Below are 17,989 nucleotides of genomic sequence, written 5' to 3'. Positions count from 1 at the left end.
GAGTCAGAAGTCAGGAGTCAGAATAAATGAGACAACCAGCTAGAACATTTCAAGATCTGATAGTTTGGCAAAAAGCTCATCAGTTTGTATTATCTGTTTATGAATTTACAAGTCATTTTCCTAAGACAGAAATTTATGGACTTACATCTCAATTTAGACGGGCAACAATTTCGATTGCTGCAAATATAGCTGAAGGATTCAAAAAGAAAGGAGTAGCAGATAAAGTAAGACTTATGAACATTGCACAAGGCTCATTAGAAGAATGTCGTTACTATTTAATTCTTTCTAACGATCTTAAATATGGTGGTACATCAGAACTAATGCTTCAACTTGAGGAAGTCAGTAGATTACTAACAAGCTATGCTAATTCCATTCTGACTCCTGACTCCTGACTCCTGAGTTCTTACTTATGATTACTGACACTTCAATTCGCGAACAAGGCTATCTTTATTTTCTAGCCGAAGCCCCAGAATTATTACAAGCTATTGAGCAAGAATTATTCAATTTATCAGAAGCTTATAGCACTGCCAAGGTGCATAACTTAATGCGGGCAACTCATACAATTAAAGGAGGAGCCGCTAATGTAGGACTAGAATTGATTCAATCGATTGCTCATTCTTTAGAAGATGCTTTTAAGGCTCTTTATAACCCAGACTTGGTCATTGATAGCGAGCTACAAGCATTACTAATTGAAGCTTACGAGTGTCTGCGTCTCCCCTTAACATCAGAACTTTCGTCATGTTCTGTTTCTATTAATCAAGAAGACGTTAAACAACGAGCAGCTTCCATATTTGCACAGTTGCAAGAAAAATTAGGTGATGCTTTTGGTACTGATACTTATATTCCCACTTCTATAGAATTGGGTTTTGATATTGTGCAATCAGTCTTTGAAATGGGAGTTAAGCAACGCTTAGAAAGTATTGATCTAGAAATCAAAACTCAGCAGAATACTGCTGAACTAGATAGTTTTTTACGTTCTCAGCTTGAGGTGTTTATCGGCTTAGCAGAATCTTTGAATTTACCTGGATTTGGTGCGATCGCTCAAACGACTCTGACTGCGCTACAAGCTAACCCAGCCCATGTACATCAAATTGCAGAAATCGCATTAGCTGACTTTGTTCAAGGACGAGAAGTTATATTAGCAGGCGATCGCCAATCTGGTGGAAAACCTTCACTCGCTTTACAAAATTTTACTAATGTTGTCACGCATGTAGATCAACCCTCTACCCTCCAAAATGAAATCTCTCAATTTTGCAAATTTTTAACTCAGATATATGGAGGCAAAAAAGAACCCTTAAAATCAAAAATCATTAATTCTAATCTCAAGATTATTCGTTATACTTTAGGTTGGTTCAATCATAGGCTTGGAATAGCTTATAAAGATTTGAGTTTATCTCAAATTATTCCTGATATAGATTCTGAGAATTCACGAGAAATAGAAAATAAATTAAATTTTATTCAAGATTGGTTGAAGGAATTTATTGAATTTATAGAGGAAAAACAAGATAGTGAAAGTCTTTGTATTTGTAGAAAACGCTTAATCATAGCAACTCTTTCATTAGTTGCTCAATTTAAATACAATAATCATGAAAACTCGATTACACAAACTTTGCAAAAACAAATTTCAGAATTAACAAGAGAGTATCAAAAACTTCCTCCTATTGCCTCTCACGAGAAAAATTGGCTTGATAGACCAAAATTACAAAACCTATTAATTATCAAAGAAACTCCTTCATCTAATGCCAATGAACCTAATGAACCTATAGATACAAGCTTAGATGCAATATGGGGAGGAGAAATCACCACAGACCGTTCAACTGAAGCTATAACAGTTCTTCGAGAATCAGAAGAAAAAAGTCATAATTTAGCTGTAGATAATCAAACTATATCTGTTAAAGCTGAGATAGTATCAGATAATTCTGATAAACAAGAAAATATTTCTTCAAGAGAAGCTGAAAATAATTCAGAGCAAGCTCACAAGAATCGACAACATCAATTTGTGCGGGTTGATGTAGCAGAACTAGAACGCCTTAACTATCTAACAGGAGAGTTGCTGACTTATCAAAAGCGGCGGAGTTTGCAGGATCAACATCTAAAAGAAATAGTAGAGCAATTAGTCCAGCAAATTTATAGAAGCCAAACAACTTTAAATCGATTGCGAGATCTACCACCACAACAACAAAATTTTGGCTCACAAGATAGACAAAATTTTGGAGCGGTGAATTTTGAGCCTCTCGAAATGGATCAATACACAGAATTTCATCTAACATTACACCAAGCACTGGATGAGATACTGCAATTACAAGAAACTACAGAATCCCTCTCTTTACTTCTTCAGCAATCTACTCAGACTGGCGAAAAAAAACATGCTTTGTTGCTGAATATAATCGATAATTTAGTCAACGCGAGGATGTTACCTTTATCAAATATCTTAAATCGCTTTCCACAGATGGTACACAATCTGGCAAATGTCTATGGCAAACGTGTAGAAATGAAATTAAATGGTACAAATGTACTTATAGATAAAGCGATCGCAGAAAAGTTACATGATCCATTGTTGCATTTAGTCCGCAATGCATTTGACCACGGTATAGAATCACCTGAAGTTCGGAGCAACCTTGGTAAACCTGAACAAGGTTTAATCGAAATCAGCGCGTATCATCAAGGTAATCAAACTGTAATAGAAGTTAGAGACGATGGTCAAGGGTTAAACTTCGAGAAAATTTACCGCCAAGCCATACAACTGAATCTTATATCAGGTGCCGATAACGCAAACGGCTATCTTTCTTCTTCAACAGAATCCCAACTGTTAGAGGTTTTATTTGAACCAGGATTTTCTACTGCTGCTAAAGTTAGCGAAATTTCTGGACGCGGTATAGGCTTAGATATTGTGCGTTCTCAGTTGCAAGCACTCCAAGGTAAAGTCACCGTGAAATCTGTACCCCAGCAGGGAACTACATTTATACTCAAAATTCCTTTTTCTATGACAACTGATAAATTAATGCTTGTCCAAGCAGGCGGAACCGTTTATGCCTTACTATTGGATAGTCTTGTCAAAATTTTGCTTCCTGACTCTGAGCAAATCAAAGAATTTGAAGGCAAGAGAGTTTTACATTGGAACACAGGCAAAGATGAACGTATGGTGAGCCTGCGTAAACTATCAAACTTAATCTACTATAACAGTTCTTTTTACAGTCATCATATTCAAAATTATTCCACAACACTGGATGAAGTAGGAAAAAAGATTCCACCTGTGCTTCTGGTGCGCCGCAATCAAGAATTTGTGGGTTTAGAAGTTGACCAAATTATAGGAGAACAAGAATTAGTTATCAGACCATTGGGAAATGCGCTCGCATCTCCAAAATATGTCTATGGTTGCAGCAGTTTAGCGAATGGTACCCTTATTTTGGTGGTTGATACCGCTGTATTGATTGACTCTATAGAAATACCCGTGGGAAATAACATCAATATGTTATCAACATCCTATTTATTTAATAAACAACCATTACTTGTCTCATCGACAGAATCTCAGGAATCACTACAGCGCTGATTTTGCCAGTTTTATTCTTATAAATTGTGATTTCTCAAAAACTGTAAAATATGTTGAGATACAAAGCGTAAGCGATCGCCTCTGAGTCTTTGAGTTGATTAACTTGTGATGGAAGAAAAGTGGGGAACATTATCTTGAACCATAAAAACTTATCAACCCACATTGCGCACTTCAAAATGAATTATCCCCCTTTTCAAGAAAAATTCTTAATAATGGTCAAACTGTTAAGTATTAATATTTAAATCCATTCGAGATTTATGTTCTTCATTTAACCATGCTAGTGAATTTTTGGAAATCTACGCGTATTACATGGTGAAGTGCGCAATCTGGGTTATCAACACGCGAGCTAGAGATTTACGCGATCGCTCAAATCAAAGATCACAGCGCCACTATCTACTGAATTTCTTTTGTTGCAAATTTCTAAGGGTAGGCATTACCCACCCTCCGAAGATATTGAAAACTATATCAAATTGGCGTGATTGAAAAACTCAACCAGAGATAGATGCCAAAGTTTTTGACTTCCTTGATCGTTGACCTTTAACAACCATTTGAATAGGGTGAGCAGGTGCTGTAACCAAACCACGACGTTTAGGGTGCACATCGCGGTTATCTACTAGTGCCAATTCTAGTTGCAAAAGAATTTTTGCCAGTACCACTTTCATTTCATACTGGGCAAATGCCATACCAATGCAGCGTCTTGCACCACCGCCAAAAGGTAAAAACTCATAAGCTGAAAATTGGCGTTCTAAAAAGCGTTCTGGCTTAAACTGCTTGGGTTGCGGGTATAAATCTTCACGCTGATGAGTGAGATAAATTGAACCGAGCAAGACTGTACCGGGTTCGAGTTCGCAGCCACATAGAGATACAGGTGTTTTTACCACTCGTGGAAAGGTAAGCATCCCAACTGGGTAAATCCGCAACGCTTCGCAGCAAACAGCGTTTAAATAAGGTAATTTAAAAAGGGTGTTCGGATCTGGGTTATCGCCCAGGCTATCGAGTTCCTCGAGTAACTTTTGGCGCACTTCTGGCAGTTTATGAATCCAATATAATGCCCAAGTTAAAGCTGTTGCCGTGGTTTCGTGACCTGCAGTTAACAAAGTTATCAATTCATCACGTAATTCGACATCCGTCATTGATTGTCCTGCTTCATCAGTTGCTGTCATTAGCAAGCTGAGAATATCTGTGCGAGATGGATCTGGATGCTCTCGATATTGCTGAATTTGTGCGTATAAAAGTTGGTTAACTTGCTCCCGACGGCGGAGAAAGGTTCCCCAAGAAGTTAAAGGGCCTAAATCTCGTTGTAGAGCCGGAAAATAAAGTATGACTACTTGTAAGGGAGACCGATTTTCCAACATGGCAACCAAAAGTTTCTCTAGCTCTTGAGCGCGTGAACCCTCATATAGCCCAAACACTGCCTGCATTATTACCCGCAGTGTAATTGCTTGCATCCCAGAGCGGACATCAAAAGGCTTACCTAGCTGCCACTGGTTGATGATTTGCTGTGTGATATCGCCAATGACATTTCCATAGGTTCGCATTCGATCTCCGTGAAGGGGAGGTAATAACAACTGCCGTTGACGACGATGGGCTTCACCACTGAGGGTGATCACAGAATGCTTCCCCAGCATTGGTTCAAACGTAGTATTCCAATCACTGGGAGCCTCAAATTCCTTAGTGTCGCTGCTCAAAATCTGCTGCAACGCTGAGGGGTCACTAACGAAAACCACAGGACGATTTAACTGCAATGTGAAAATGTCCCCATAGCGCTTGGCACAGCTTTCCATAAACGACATGGGGCTAACAATCCACTGTAGCATCTGTATTATCCCTGGGGTTTGCGGACCATTTGGTAGTTTCATAGGCTCTTTTTGCAGATTTTATTCCCTTTTACAAATCAAACTAACTTTAAATAATTAATTCTATTTAATTTGATATTTTAACTACTGATTTTACCTTCATTTTTTGAAAATTCATATTTTATTACTGCCAGTTTTTAAGCTTTTAGTTCTAGAAAATACTCCGTATTTGTAAAATTTATTTTTTGTAGTTAAATAGTGTGGTTAAATCCCTAACTGTGAACCAAATCATCCCAAAACTTTATGTCTCACCCACCAATTGAACAACAGATTACTTTCTTATACACTCGTAACCAAGCTGCCTCAACAGAGTTCTATGAAGATAAGCTAGGGTTGAGCTTATGGCTTGACCAAGGAAGTTGTCGAATTTACGCTGTCAGTAACTCTGGGTACTTAGGCATATGTCAAGCAAGTGAAACTGCTACTCCTCCAGATGGTAAACCAACAGGTGTCATTTTCACCCTCGTAACTCAGCAAGTCGATGAATGGTATGAGTACCTTAAAGAGCGTGGGGTTAAATTTGAAAAGCCACCTGCATTTAACCAAAAGTATAAAATATATCATTGTTTTCTCCGCGATCCTGATGGTTACTTGATTGAAATTCAACGTTTTGAGAATGATTGAGTTTCGTAGTAGCGAGATTTTCTTCTAAAGTAACTATTTTGACTTTTAAGTTTTGAATCGGGACACAGCAACTGACGCGCTTGGTAAGCTTGAGTAGAATGGCATTTTTCTTAACGAGCAAAGGCTCGGAGACTTTTTAATGGCAATTAACTTTAAGCAAAGACTGAACCAGAAAGAAACTCTGATTGGTTCTGTAATCACACTCCCATGCACAGAAACGGCTGAAGCTTTGTCCCAACTTGGATTTGACTGGTTTTGGATAGATATGGAACATAGTCCCCTCAGTTTAGAAAAAGTTCAGTTAATTATGCAAGCAACTGGTGGGCGCTGCGCAAATTTAATTCGGGTACCTTGGAATGACAGCGTTTGGATCAAAAGAGTACTAGATACAGGATGTGATGGGATAATTCTGCCTCAAATCAAAACCCCTCAAGAAGTCAAATATGCCCTTGAAGCTTGCTTATATCCCCCACAAGGAAGTCGAAGTCTTGGGGTTGCTAGAGCACAAAACTATGGGATGAGTCTTCCAGAGTACTTCAAAACAGCAAACGAAAACATAGTCATTGTTCTACAAATTGAACACATTGATGCAGTAAAGAATCTTGAATCTATAATTGATGTTCCTGGTTTTGATGCTATAGTTATTGGCCCATTTGACCTTTCGGGTAGTATGGGATTGACTGGTCAAGTTAATCATCCTGATGTAGTCAAGGTAATTGCTTCTGTTAAAGAAACCTGTTTGAACAAAGGTATACCAGTAGGCATTTTTACTACAGATTCTCAAGGTGCTATATCGGCAAAAGAAGCAGGATATAGCTTGATTGCGGTAGGTGTTGACTCAATGTATCTCTGGAAATTAGCAAAACAAACTCTTGAAGAGATTAACTGACATCTTGCACCATTCTGAATTAGCCCGATATCCCGCCCAGAACTTAAGTTCCGGGCTAATAGCGCGCATTCCATTGAAATGGACTGAAATCCTGGATCAGTCCTCTTGAGAGGACTTTAGCTATCAGAAGCGCGATTTAAATCGCTGGCTGGCTGACAGCCCAGATGCAAGATATCAGTTAATTGAATCTAGCTTCTCACATTGGAGAGCAACCTCTGCTCTCCAGGAATTGGTGACGGCGTGTCCGCAAGACTCAGGGTACGGCGTATGTCCAGGGTAAGATTTTTGACGTGTAGCAATATTTAAAAAAATTGGGATTATAATAGGAAATAGGTTAATAAAATAAAATATACTCGGCACAAAAGAGCGAAAAAATAGAAAAACAGATTGTTAATAGTGAGGGTTCATTAAGAAGCCAGTTTAACTAAACTGCATTCCCATCTTAGAAGAGTTTGCTGAATCATTGGAATTTATTGTGTTTCAGTAAAATCTTCGCATTGGGTGCAACGTAAGCTTAGTTGATCAATGCGAACAGAAACACGCAAAATTCTGATTGGCTCAAATCTTGACTAGAAGCTAATCGCTATCTGAACTCGTTCGGAAGTTATAGAGCCCAATTGCTAGAGTGCTGGCAATTACAGATAGTTTTATTAAAAGGAGTCAGGAGACAGAATTCAGGAGCCAGAATACGCTACCCGTAAAGGGATAGTGTTTTAGCAAAAGTTTCAACCCCTGTGTTGGTAACGAGTAGACGAGGTTTTAAACCAAAAACTTCATTCTGACTCCTGGCGACTGACGCATGTATTCTTCTTCATAAATGACTAGAGAATTGCCTGAACGATCTGAAGTAGATCAAGCCACAGGAGGCAATTATGATGCTGACATCTTTGACCAAACAAAACTTCAATTGTATTACCGACTACGCTATAGAAACACTAAATTCTGTCAATTTAGATAGGCTAAAGAGCTATTTTGATAATCTTCCTATCGATCCTTACTTAGAAGACAACTACCGGTTAAGGCGCTTCTCTCACTTTAGAGTGACTTCTGATCAAGTGATGAAATTGTCACATGGACGCTTTTTTCAAAGTAAAGAATATAATCCGCTCTTAGGAGACGTTATTAGAGAATATCCAGAAATAGATGATACATTGATAGAGTTAGAAGATTTTCAAAAAATTGTCCGGGAGTTCTTCGAGTTTTGTAAACTGTGTTCCACCTTTGACGAGATCGGCGTTCATCAAATTAGAACTACCACTTCAGATCAAAAAATTGGTAACCCAGCCCCTGAGGGCATTCATAGAGATGGAGTAGACTTGGTAGGGATATTCTGTGTGAATCGAGAAAACATTGAAGGCGGAGAAACTCATCTGTACAAATTTAAAGATGAACCCCCAGTTTTCACACAGATTCTCAACAAAGGTGATTTTTTGATATTTAACGATCGCCAATTTCTCCACTATACTTCTGCGATCAAAGTCAAAAACTCTAAGAGTGGTATCCGTGATGTATTCGTTTTTACCTGCCCAGGATTAATTGCAATGAAGAGCAAACCCTAACCTAGAGTTTCTCCGCCTTAGTTTGTAAGTGCAACACCCTGCGATTTATCTCAGTCAATAGCTAACTACTTCTTTTGGTGCTTGATGAGTGGCTGCTGTACTCTGCGATAGGGTTTAAGGCATTAGCTTTGCGATCGCCTATTGTCTGCGCGATTAGAGCAGAACTTCCAATAAAAAACATCCCGCCTCCTATAACATAGGCTGTTTTTTTACCCACTACTTGAGTACCAAAGTAACTGATGAGCAAACAGATTAGGGACGTGCTTGAGATAATAATAAACTTTTTCATGGCTGATAGCTAACTCCGGGAATCATTAACAAACTTAGACTTGGTTAAGAAGCCAAAATAATAAATCTGTATTATGCTTTGGTGGACTTGATAAATTTCCCAACAAAGTACAATTAGTTGAAGCAAAGAGCAGGTTATGCAGTTGTGTAAGTTCTCTCACTCAATTTTTCATAGGGACTTTACAACCCAAAATATATTAACTTTCGTTAAGCAATTCGAGTAACGCCTCTGTTGAGATTTTGCCACTGAGCTCAGTACCTTCGAGCAAGCTGTCTGCTAAATCTCGCTTATGGTGATGCAACTCCACAATTTTATCTTCAATAGTGTCCTTAGCTACTAAGCGATAAATAGTAACTGGGCGTTGTTGTCCTATACGATGAGCACGATCTGAAGCTTGATCTTCCACAGCGGGATTCCACCAAGGATCCATATGAATGACGTAATCAGCAGCAGTAAGATTAAGACCAGTACCACCAGCCTTAAGGCTGATTAAAAATACATCTCCTATCCCAGCCTGGAAAGCATCTACCCGTTTTTTACGCTCTGGAGCGGGGGTACTGCCATCCAAGTATTGATAATTAATACCTTTCTCATCCAAATAATTGCGTATAATGTGTAAATGATCAACAAACTGACTAAACACAAGGGCTTTATGGTGATTCTCCAGCAGTTCAGACAGCACCTCACCAAAAAGTTGCAGTTTCGAGCTAGATAGTTTAGTATCAGACATCACCAAACTAGGATGACAGCAAGCTCGGCGGAGTTTCATAATTTCTGCTAGTACTTGCAAATGCTTGTGACCAGCAGTTGCGTCAGTTTCGGTTAGTTTAGATATAGCCTCGCGACGCAACGCTTCATAAAAAGCCATTTCCTCCCGACTCAACTCCACATGCAACAAAATTTCAGTACGCGAGGGTAATTCTTCCAGTACCTGATTTTTCGTGCGACGCAACAGAAATGGTTGAATGAGTTTTTTCAATTTGTTGCGTAAGAGTTTATCCTGAAATTTCTCAATTGGGATAGCAAAGCGTTGATTGAAGCTTTCAAATGAACCTAGAAGCCCAGGATTGATAAAGCGGAACAAATTCCACAGTTCGCCAAGGTGGTTTTCAATCGGAGTCCCAGTGGTAATCAGTTTGAAACCACCTTTAAGGTTCATCGCCGCCTGAGAGCGTTTAGTACTCATATTTTTGATTGCTTGAGCTTCATCTAGCACAATCGTTTGCCATTGCACCTGAGAAAGCATTTGGGATATTTCTTCCTGCTGCAACAAACCATAACTACATACCAACATATCAAACGGTTGTAGCTTATCGAGTAATTTTTGGCGATCGCCACTGGTAAATTGAACTACATTAATAGTAGGAGCAAACCTGCCTGCTTCACTCACCCAATTCATACATACAGAAGTAGGTGCAACAATTAAAGTCGGTCCCTCACTGGCTCGCATGAGGATGACAGCTAACGCCTGCACCGTCTTACCCAGTCCCATTTGATCTGCTAAGCAAGCTCCAACACCCCAATGAGCCAGACGCGCCAACCAAGTCAAACCCTCCATCTGGTAATCGCGCAATTGAGCTTGGAACGTAGAAGGGAGTTCTGGTTGCAATTTCTGCGCCTCCTCTAAGCGCTGGATATGAGCCTTCCAATATTTGTCTGTTTTTACCTTACCCGCCTCATCTACCAAATCCTTTAAGCCTAATGTTGCTAGTGGGTGAAAGCGTATACCTTTGCTATGTTTTTCGGAAAAAGCCCGCAATTCGTCAAGGCGTTTGCGAAATGTTTGGGTTAAAGCCAAAAATTGCCCATCACCAAGAGGGATAAAACGACTTGGGGTTTTATCCAATAGTTCTAGTAGTTGCTGCATATCCAGCACTAGATCTTTATCTAATACTAAGTTTCCAGTAGCACCAAACCAATCATGTTCACGTTGAATGGTCATCTGGAAATCTTTGAGATCTGCTTGGTGTTTGACACGCAGTTTTTCTCCTTCAGGCCATTCTATCACTACGGTTTCCTTGAGTGCTTGCAGTTCTAGCAGCAGTTCCAAACAATCTTCTGGCTCTTCTATTAACCATTCACCATCTTGTTCCTCAGCCCTGTTTAAGGTTGGACAAGCTGCTATAGCAGTATTGGCAAGTTGCTTTTCTTCATGCAGATTTCGTCTGGTTTGTAAACGCTTACTGTCAATCTCTGCAATCACAGTTTCCCCACCCGTACCAGGACGATAGTAAGAACCACCTTGGGCAAAGGGGCGAGATAGCAAGCATACTTTCAATCCAGTATTAGCAGGTAATAAGTGAATATGGGGTATACTCTGGGCTGGTACTTCTTCGGTTCCTGACAAACCCCCGCCAATATCAGAATGTACGGTTACAATTCCAGAGACAGCATTGATGGCTTCTAAGACTTGCGTCTCCCCAATAGCAGGCACTTCTAACAGATTCTCTTTACCGATAATCTCTGCTATGCGTCGGTGTTCGGCATTAATTTCAATAACTTTTATACGGGTTGGGGTTTCTTTAAGAGCTAGAATGTTCTCCGACTCTATCAGTTTTGGGACAAATTCCAAAGTTAAGCGACCGTTTTTCCGTTTTTTTACCAGTAATTCTGGCTCGCCCTTAACAATTTCTACGCGGATGGTTGGTGCATCTTCCCAGAAAACCAACGGGTGTCCAACCAATGCTAATATTGCCTTTGCATTAAATGTGTACTCGGTTTTGTTGTGATATCCATATTGGTAAGTAGAAAATGTTTCAATGCACCGGCATACCCGAATATCCTGCGGCGTGAGATAATCAAACTCACCCAAATCCGTGCTTAGACGCTTGATAGCGATGGGGCGACCTTTACCCCACTCCCCTTTGGCGTTAATTTTTTGTTCGCGAGGTTGCAATATACATTTGCTGGGGTAGAAAGTAATAAACCATGCTAAGCGTAATTCTGCGTCATCTTTTACAGGTTCATCTGGTTGTTTGTGTAGATTTGCCAGTGCTTTTAAACAAAGCTGCCAAGGTTCTTGAGGTTGGATTAGGTTAACTATACTGTAACTGTTTTTATCTTGACGTAATATTGCTGCTTGGGTATCGTAGGTGCTGCGGGGTTTAAGTCGAGACAGCAGTTCTGCTGTTTCCATTGCTAGCCAGTAGTAACCAGATGTTACTGCTCGCTGATATAACGGTTCTAATAACCTCGGCAAGCGCTTTTTTGCCTTGTCAAGATCTACCCAATATAAACACAAGGCACAGAAGAGAGTCTCTAAGCTGTGATTTTCTTCTATGTGAGGAACTTGAACGCTGAGTATAAATTCTTTTTGGGCGATATCACCTTGCTGGACTTGTGCCACTATTTTTAATCTCCCATAAATAGTCTTCAGCCAATGCTCTGGCTGCTGGGAAATCAAACCTGCGTACTCTTCAGCTTGTCGAAGGTGATTAGGCGAACCATCTTTTAAAAGAGCCAAGATAAAAAACAAGCCACCCATCGTACTAAAATATATTTTTTGCTTGCCCTTGGCTTTTTTAAGGGCTTTAAGACCAATGGTGTAATACTTAATTGCTTGGTCGTTTTCACCCCGCAGAAAATTCAGCCACCCCCACAATACGGCAGCATTATCTTGATATTTGTCAGATAGACCCTCTAAAGTCTGTTGCGCTTCTTGTATACAACCTCGTAGAAGCAGTTGTTCTGTTAAAATTAGCTTGAGATAATCTGAGCAGTTTCCTCCGGGGGTCTCGCATTCTTCTTTGAGTAGTTCAAACGGCTCTTCTGCGGGAGAACATTGTAGAGATGAATTCGCTAAGATGCTAGAAATACCGCTCTCGTATAGGTTTTGTGGTAAAGTTCTAAACCAATCAGCATCAAATGGGTTATTACAGACCTCCTCGAAGATATCATCTCCATAGATCTTATCTTGGCGACTATATTTGTTGTAGTCTTCGATATATTTATTAATGGCATTAAGGTCTTGGCGATAAAGACCAATACGAACTTCCCGGAAAAATTGGCGTTTACTCTTAAAATGCCAGGGTCCATTTGTGTAATAAGTAGATATTGGTAAAATTTTTGACACACAGGTTGCTAGTAGTTCAAAACTACCTGCTTTTACCGCATCACGAGTAGCAATCTCTGCCAGTAGTGGATGACATTGAGGACCTTGTCCACTTTCCTGAACTAGCAACCCTGCTGACAACAATTTATCAATATGGCGACTTAAAGTTTTGTTAACAAAAGGTTTATTGTTTTCGTCTAACGCACCGATTTGGTTAATGCAATTCTGGAACAAAATTCTGTTTATCGGTTCATAAATTACCGAAAATAATTGTACAATTTTCCGGTCTACGTCTGATAGCTGGCGGTAGTCTTGAGCAAGTTGGGTTTGTAGGATTGGGATATCAGTTTCAGAATCTATCATGGTAGTCATCTCAACGCCATTGTTAGGCACTTCAGTAGAACTTGTTACCAGAGTTGCCGCAATCTGAGATATAAGACTACCAGAATTTTAGAAGAAAGAATACAGGAGTCAGGAGTCAGGAGTCAGAAGTCAGGAGTCAGAATTGAATTTTGTGGGAATTGAATCATGGTGAAATAATACCATTTATCCTACAGATACCTAGAGTATGCCATTCGCCCCTACAAGTCTGAAACAACTATAGGTATTTATTACGACTCCTGATTCCTCACCCATTCCCTAATTGCCTGTCGGAAAACTCGTCTTCCTGCCATGCGGTATTTTTCAATTAGTGATGGAATCTCTCGAATATTCAGATTAGGAAACACTAAACTGGCTTCTCTTTCGACATATTCTTCACCTTGCAACTGGTAAATTTTTATTTCTCCAGAGTCGTAAGACCAAATTTCAGGTACGCCTAACCGCGCATAGATTGGAAAGCGATCTAAAGATTTACTGGTGACATCAATTTCTAAAGCTAAATCAGGAGGTGGATCTTGATTTAAATCAAACTTGAGCTTACCTCTAATTAAAGCTTCATTTTGGAAATAAAAACAGTTATCAGATTCGAGCCCAGCCTTTTTGAACTCTCTCTTCCAGGTAGTTGAGCCATAACATTCATAATCTATCTCTAATACTTCAGCCGTATCTTTGATGATGTCACCAATTATTTCTTTGTAATATTCGTGTTCTGGTAATGGTGTCATAATTTCTAACATACCATCATCGTAAGCTATTCTAGCTGCACGACTTTCACCTAAGTCTACTATTAAATTCTCGAATTGTTGCCAGGTGATATTGTGGAGAACCACTCGATCAGCGCGACTTTCTGTTAGCAGCATAATTCCTCGCAGAATCAGTAATCGGCTTAGTATAAAAATGTTGTGAAGGTAGGCAATTGGGAATAGGCAATGGATTTTTTCTGGTGAAAAACATTGAAATTTCTTCTATTCTATTGTATTTTAGGTAGTTATGTATTTCTAAAACTCTAACAGCTTTTCCCCGATACAAGTTTCAATGGGAAGCGATCGCAACACTCGTTAAGAGTAAACGCGCCCCCTGCAAGCACCTACAAGATCAGGAAAACCCACAAGAGCGATCGCGCAAAGTAAAAACGCCAATTCTCGTGAGCAGATAATGTAAAGAGGGGATTTTAGTGTTTGTTTTTAGGTGATCGCTAAAAATCTGACCCTGACATTTTACCGAAAATAGCCATTTTATCCCATCACACATACTTTAGATTTTGTCAATATATATTAGTGGACCAGCGCTCTAGGTCATCAAGAAGGCGATCGCGCTACGTCTCAGTTTCTCAAATCCCTCAGCATTTCTAAGTGCTGCTTTACACTTGCAATAGAATTCGCAACCATCATCCCACTAGCGGCGACTGCTGGTAGACCAATACCAGGGAACGTCGAATCTCCACAGCACAGCAACCCTGATAGGGGTGTTTTTGGACCGGGAAAGACACCAGAACCAGCTCGAATGGCAGGACCATATGAACCGCGATGGCGTCGTAAAAAGTACTCATGCGTTAGGGGTGTACCAACTAAAGTCACTTCGCAACGTGAGCGAATATCTGGAATAATCCGCTCTAAGGCTTGCCACATGACTTCTGCACGTATCTGCTTTTGTTGTAGATACTCTTGACTTCCCCGTTTCATTCCCATCCAGAGATCGTATGGCTCATTCCCAGGTGTATAAACATGAATCACGTGTTTTCCTGGTGGTGCGAGTGATGGATCGAGAATTGACGGAATTGAAATTAACACAACGTTTTGAGGAGCCATTACACCCTTGACCCAGTCATTAACTACAATATAGTGACACGCTAAGTCTGAGCGTAATGCTTGTGCGTTAATCCCAAGATGGAGATGCATAAAGCTATCACACTCAGGTGTAGCCTGTCGCTTTGCCCGAAATTGATTTGGCAGGGCTTTCTCTGGAATTAGCTTTAAAGTATCCCATACTGATGCAGCTACGACAACTGCCCGACTTGCCCTGATCTCTTTGCCATTATCTAGACGTACACCAACTGCACGGTTTCCTTCTACAAGAACTTGGTCAACATGAGATCTAAGCATTAACTCACCCCCATGTCGCTTGAGTCCACGAACCAGTGCGTCAACTAAAGCACCACTACCACCAATAGGATAGTCTAGCACCACATTTGGTCGATACCAATCGGCAAACATGAACGCCATCTCTGCTGCACTGGTTCCATCTGCTGGTAGTCCAGAAAGCAGAAAACAAAGTAAGTTGAGCCAGTTGCGGGTGAAAGGTTCATTAACAACCTCGTCCATGATCCGCGAGAAAGATCCTGTCAGCTTAACGATATTTGGAATATGCTTTACTATAGATCGACCATATTTGCTTAGTGTTATAGCTGCACCTAAGTCAAAGCGTACCGCAGCTACTGGTAGCGCGATCGCTGCTTTACTAAACGGCTCCATCACATGTTGAAGCTTTTGCCACTCAACACAAGCAGCTTCACCACATAGCTTTGTCAAAGTCTCACAAAATTCTTGCGTCCCAACCGACGTATCAAAATCGCCTTCTGGGAGACAACAACCCCATTTATTGTAAGTCACCCATGGAACATCTTCGCCTATTGCGTCTAGCACTTGTCGCAAAGGGTTGGGGGAAGGACTATAGGACAGTCCAGAGTAAAGTGAAGGTCCTGAGTCAAACTTGAATCCCTGACGTTCAAAAGCATGAGCAGCACCACCTGGAATTGAATGGCTCTCGCAGACTATAACATTAAAACCATAACGAGCGAGCAATGCAGCACAGCTTAAGCCACTAACCCCGCTACCAACGACAACTATATCTACAGTCGATCCTGTCATAAGAATTTTTGTATGGAATTCGCTATTAAACTAGCTTCCTACTTTTTCTTTGCTGAAACAAGCCCGATATCCCGCCCAGAACTTAAGTTCTGGGCTAATAGCTTAAGTCCATTTCAATGGACTGAAATCTTTGAGCAGTCCTCTTGAGAGGACTTTAGCTATCAGCCAGCGATTTAAATCGCTGGCTAGCTGACAGTCCAGGTGCAAGATATCAGAAAACCGAAACAGGGATCTGCGCTTTGCCCAGCAGTGAAGCGATCGCCAAAGGTGAAAGTGTCAGAATTTGCTCACATAAATGGTTGACTATTTTTCAACTATATTGATACTGTTTCCTTTGTATAGTTAAGAACATTACCTGCCGAGAAAAAAGTTTAGGGTGATTTCAGCATTGCAGTTCAGAGAAAGTTGGCTCCTAATCAAGTAAAAACTATCAATTATTAAAAGTATTAATACCTAATCCTACTTCGTTTTATGTTAAAAACAAAGTCCTCTCAAAAATTATTAGTTGTTATTTTCGGTCTAGCGTTAGCTGCTTTTGCTACTGCTAAACCTTCAAGAGCATCCGTTTTGACTTATCAAGGTGATACAACAAATCAAGCAATTTGGCGGCGTGTAGCACCAGGTAATCCGCCCACTCTCTTATCTGGGGAAAAAGATGGTAACTTGGGAATGAGTGTTCCGTACAGTGTGTTCGATTTTACAGTAACTCAGTCTGGCTCATACACCATAAGTGGTGTGTCTGAAGCTACTCCACCGCAAAACACACCGTGGGATATCTTTTTAGCTTTATATCAGGACAGTTTCAACCCAGCGCAACAATTAACCAATGTTTTGATCGCAGATACTACTAATAATGCTGAAACGGTCACATTCAACCAACCACTGACTGCTGGGAGAGATTACTTTTTAGTCACAACAGGTCGTCGAGTCAGTGATTTTGGTGTTTTTACTAATACAATCAGTGGTGCGGGTCGAATTGTACCAGTTCCTGAATCAGATTCTATACCTGCGATGTTAGTTGCTGTTGGTCTATTGGTAACGGTGGGGAACAAAAGGCGAGTGCTAAAATAATTGCGTCTATTTATTCCCACATACTCGACAAGCGCGATCGCGATATGAATGGCGCTTAGCAAATTCCATCCGGGTTAAGTTCATTGTCAGTAGTTGTGACAATAGGGGTTGCTCAAACCCGGTAATTACCTTAATAGCCTCTAAAGCTGTCAAACATGCGAGTGTTCCACTAACCGCTCCTATCACCGCAAAACCACGTTGATCCCAATCAGGCTTTTCTGGAAACAAGCAAGACAAACACGGCGTTACACCCGGAATAATAGTGGTCAGGTAAGCCTCCATCCCATCCATTGCTGCTTCTATCATTGGCTTACCCCAGCGTACACAAGCCTCATTTAACAAATCGCGCTCCCTAAAGTTGTGGGGACAGTCAAGAGCGATATCAGCCGACTTTACCAAAGAGTCCACATTCTCAGGGGTAATGTAATCATTAACTGCTTCCACCTGAACGTCGGGATTGATCGCGTGGAGAGTTTCTTTTGCTTTGAAAACCCTGGGCTTACCTACCCAATCATCTGTCATCAAAATTTGACGATTCATGTCATCAAGCCGCAGATCCCCTCCTCTGACTAGGATCAGCTTGCCAACACCTGCTACCAAGAGGTATAGTGCTGCTGTACCACCTAATCCTCCGACACCTGTTACTAGAACTGTTGCTGACTTAAGGCGCTTCTGTGCTTCTAAGCCAAAATTCGGGAGCATCATTTGGCGATGATATCGTTCTAACTCTTTCGGCGTCAGAGTGGTCACTTTTTACCTCCGTTTTCTTCGTGAAGACTAGCACTGTTGAAGTGAGTCAAACTGTAGCAGATTCTACGATTTACCAAAAAAATAGGTAAACTTTCTTCTTAG

Annotated in this window: 12 protein-coding genes; 6 read left to right on the top strand and 6 right to left on the bottom strand. The window is 40.5% G+C overall.

Translation table 11 applies throughout. From position 1 onward, the window contains the following. Positions 1–26 precede the first annotated feature (26 nt). On the top strand, positions 27–392 hold the full coding sequence (locus G4P69_RS22650) for a four helix bundle protein (RefSeq protein ID WP_208345089.1): 366 nt from the start codon (positions 27–29) through the stop codon (positions 390–392). Between the two features lie 17 nt (positions 393–409). Continuing rightward, the gene (locus tag G4P69_RS22645; protein WP_208345090.1) at positions 410–3,550 is read left to right on the top strand and encodes a chemotaxis protein CheA; all 3,141 of its coding nucleotides are present in this window, start codon (positions 410–412) and stop codon (positions 3,548–3,550) included. A 488-nt stretch (positions 3,551–4,038) separates the two neighbouring features. On the opposite strand, the gene G4P69_RS22640 is transcribed toward G4P69_RS22645, so the two are convergent. Beyond that, positions 4,039–5,409 (bottom strand): cytochrome P450, encoded by a 1,371-nt coding sequence (locus tag G4P69_RS22640; RefSeq protein WP_208341712.1) that lies wholly within the window; start codon positions 5,407–5,409, stop codon positions 4,039–4,041. A 240-nt stretch (positions 5,410–5,649) separates the two neighbouring features. Here G4P69_RS22640 and G4P69_RS22635 point away from each other — a divergent pair, with 240 nt between their 5' ends. From G4P69_RS22635 to G4P69_RS22625, 3 genes are all read left to right on the top strand, one after another. Beyond that, positions 5,650–6,030 (top strand): VOC family protein, encoded by a 381-nt coding sequence (locus G4P69_RS22635; protein ID WP_208341711.1) that lies wholly within the window; start codon positions 5,650–5,652, stop codon positions 6,028–6,030. Positions 6,031–6,169: 139 nt separating this feature from the next. Further along, positions 6,170–6,919, top strand: coding sequence for an HpcH/HpaI aldolase family protein (locus G4P69_RS22630; protein ID WP_208341710.1), 750 nt, complete (start codon positions 6,170–6,172; stop codon positions 6,917–6,919). Between the two features lie 875 nt (positions 6,920–7,794). Then, the gene (locus G4P69_RS22625) at positions 7,795–8,478 is read left to right on the top strand and encodes a 2OG-Fe dioxygenase family protein (protein WP_208341714.1); all 684 of its coding nucleotides are present in this window, start codon (positions 7,795–7,797) and stop codon (positions 8,476–8,478) included. A gap of 61 nt (positions 8,479–8,539) precedes the next feature. On the opposite strand, the gene G4P69_RS22620 is transcribed toward G4P69_RS22625, so the two are convergent. The 4 genes from G4P69_RS22620 to G4P69_RS22605 all read right to left on the bottom strand — a co-directional run bounded on the left by G4P69_RS22620 (position 8,540) and on the right by G4P69_RS22605 (position 16,066). Then, positions 8,540–8,767, bottom strand: coding sequence for a hypothetical protein (locus G4P69_RS22620; RefSeq protein WP_208351294.1), 228 nt, complete (start codon positions 8,765–8,767; stop codon positions 8,540–8,542). Positions 8,768–8,963: 196 nt separating this feature from the next. Next, entirely contained in the window at positions 8,964–13,190 is a 4,227-nt protein-coding gene (locus tag G4P69_RS22615) for a DEAD/DEAH box helicase (RefSeq protein ID WP_208341709.1), read from the bottom strand. 239 nt (positions 13,191–13,429) lie between these two features. Continuing rightward, on the bottom strand, positions 13,430–14,059 hold the full coding sequence (locus tag G4P69_RS22610) for a Uma2 family endonuclease (protein ID WP_208341708.1): 630 nt from the start codon (positions 14,057–14,059) through the stop codon (positions 13,430–13,432). Between the two features lie 462 nt (positions 14,060–14,521). Then, positions 14,522–16,066: a phytoene desaturase family protein gene (locus G4P69_RS22605; RefSeq protein WP_208351292.1), complete on the bottom strand. Its 1,545-nt coding sequence runs from the start codon at positions 16,064–16,066 to the stop codon at positions 14,522–14,524. 471 nt (positions 16,067–16,537) lie between these two features. Between G4P69_RS22605 and G4P69_RS22600 the strand changes: the two genes are divergently transcribed. After that, positions 16,538–17,137, top strand: a complete 600-nt coding sequence (locus tag G4P69_RS22600) for a PEP-CTERM sorting domain-containing protein (protein WP_208341707.1) — start codon at positions 16,538–16,540, stop codon at positions 17,135–17,137. 6 nt (positions 17,138–17,143) lie between these two features. Here the strand turns inward: G4P69_RS22600 and G4P69_RS22595 are convergent, their stop codons facing one another. After that, complete coding sequence (locus G4P69_RS22595; RefSeq protein WP_208341706.1) at positions 17,144–17,887, bottom strand: HesA/MoeB/ThiF family protein; 744 nt, start codon at positions 17,885–17,887, stop codon at positions 17,144–17,146. Positions 17,888–17,989 lie beyond the last annotated feature (102 nt).

The organism is Aetokthonos hydrillicola CCALA 1050 (genome assembly GCF_017591665.1).
GTDB lineage: Bacteria > Cyanobacteriota > Cyanobacteriia > Cyanobacteriales > Nostocaceae > Aetokthonos > Aetokthonos hydrillicola.
The sequence above is the reverse complement of the archived record's forward strand: the minus strand, read 5'-3'. Positions and strand labels throughout refer to the sequence as shown.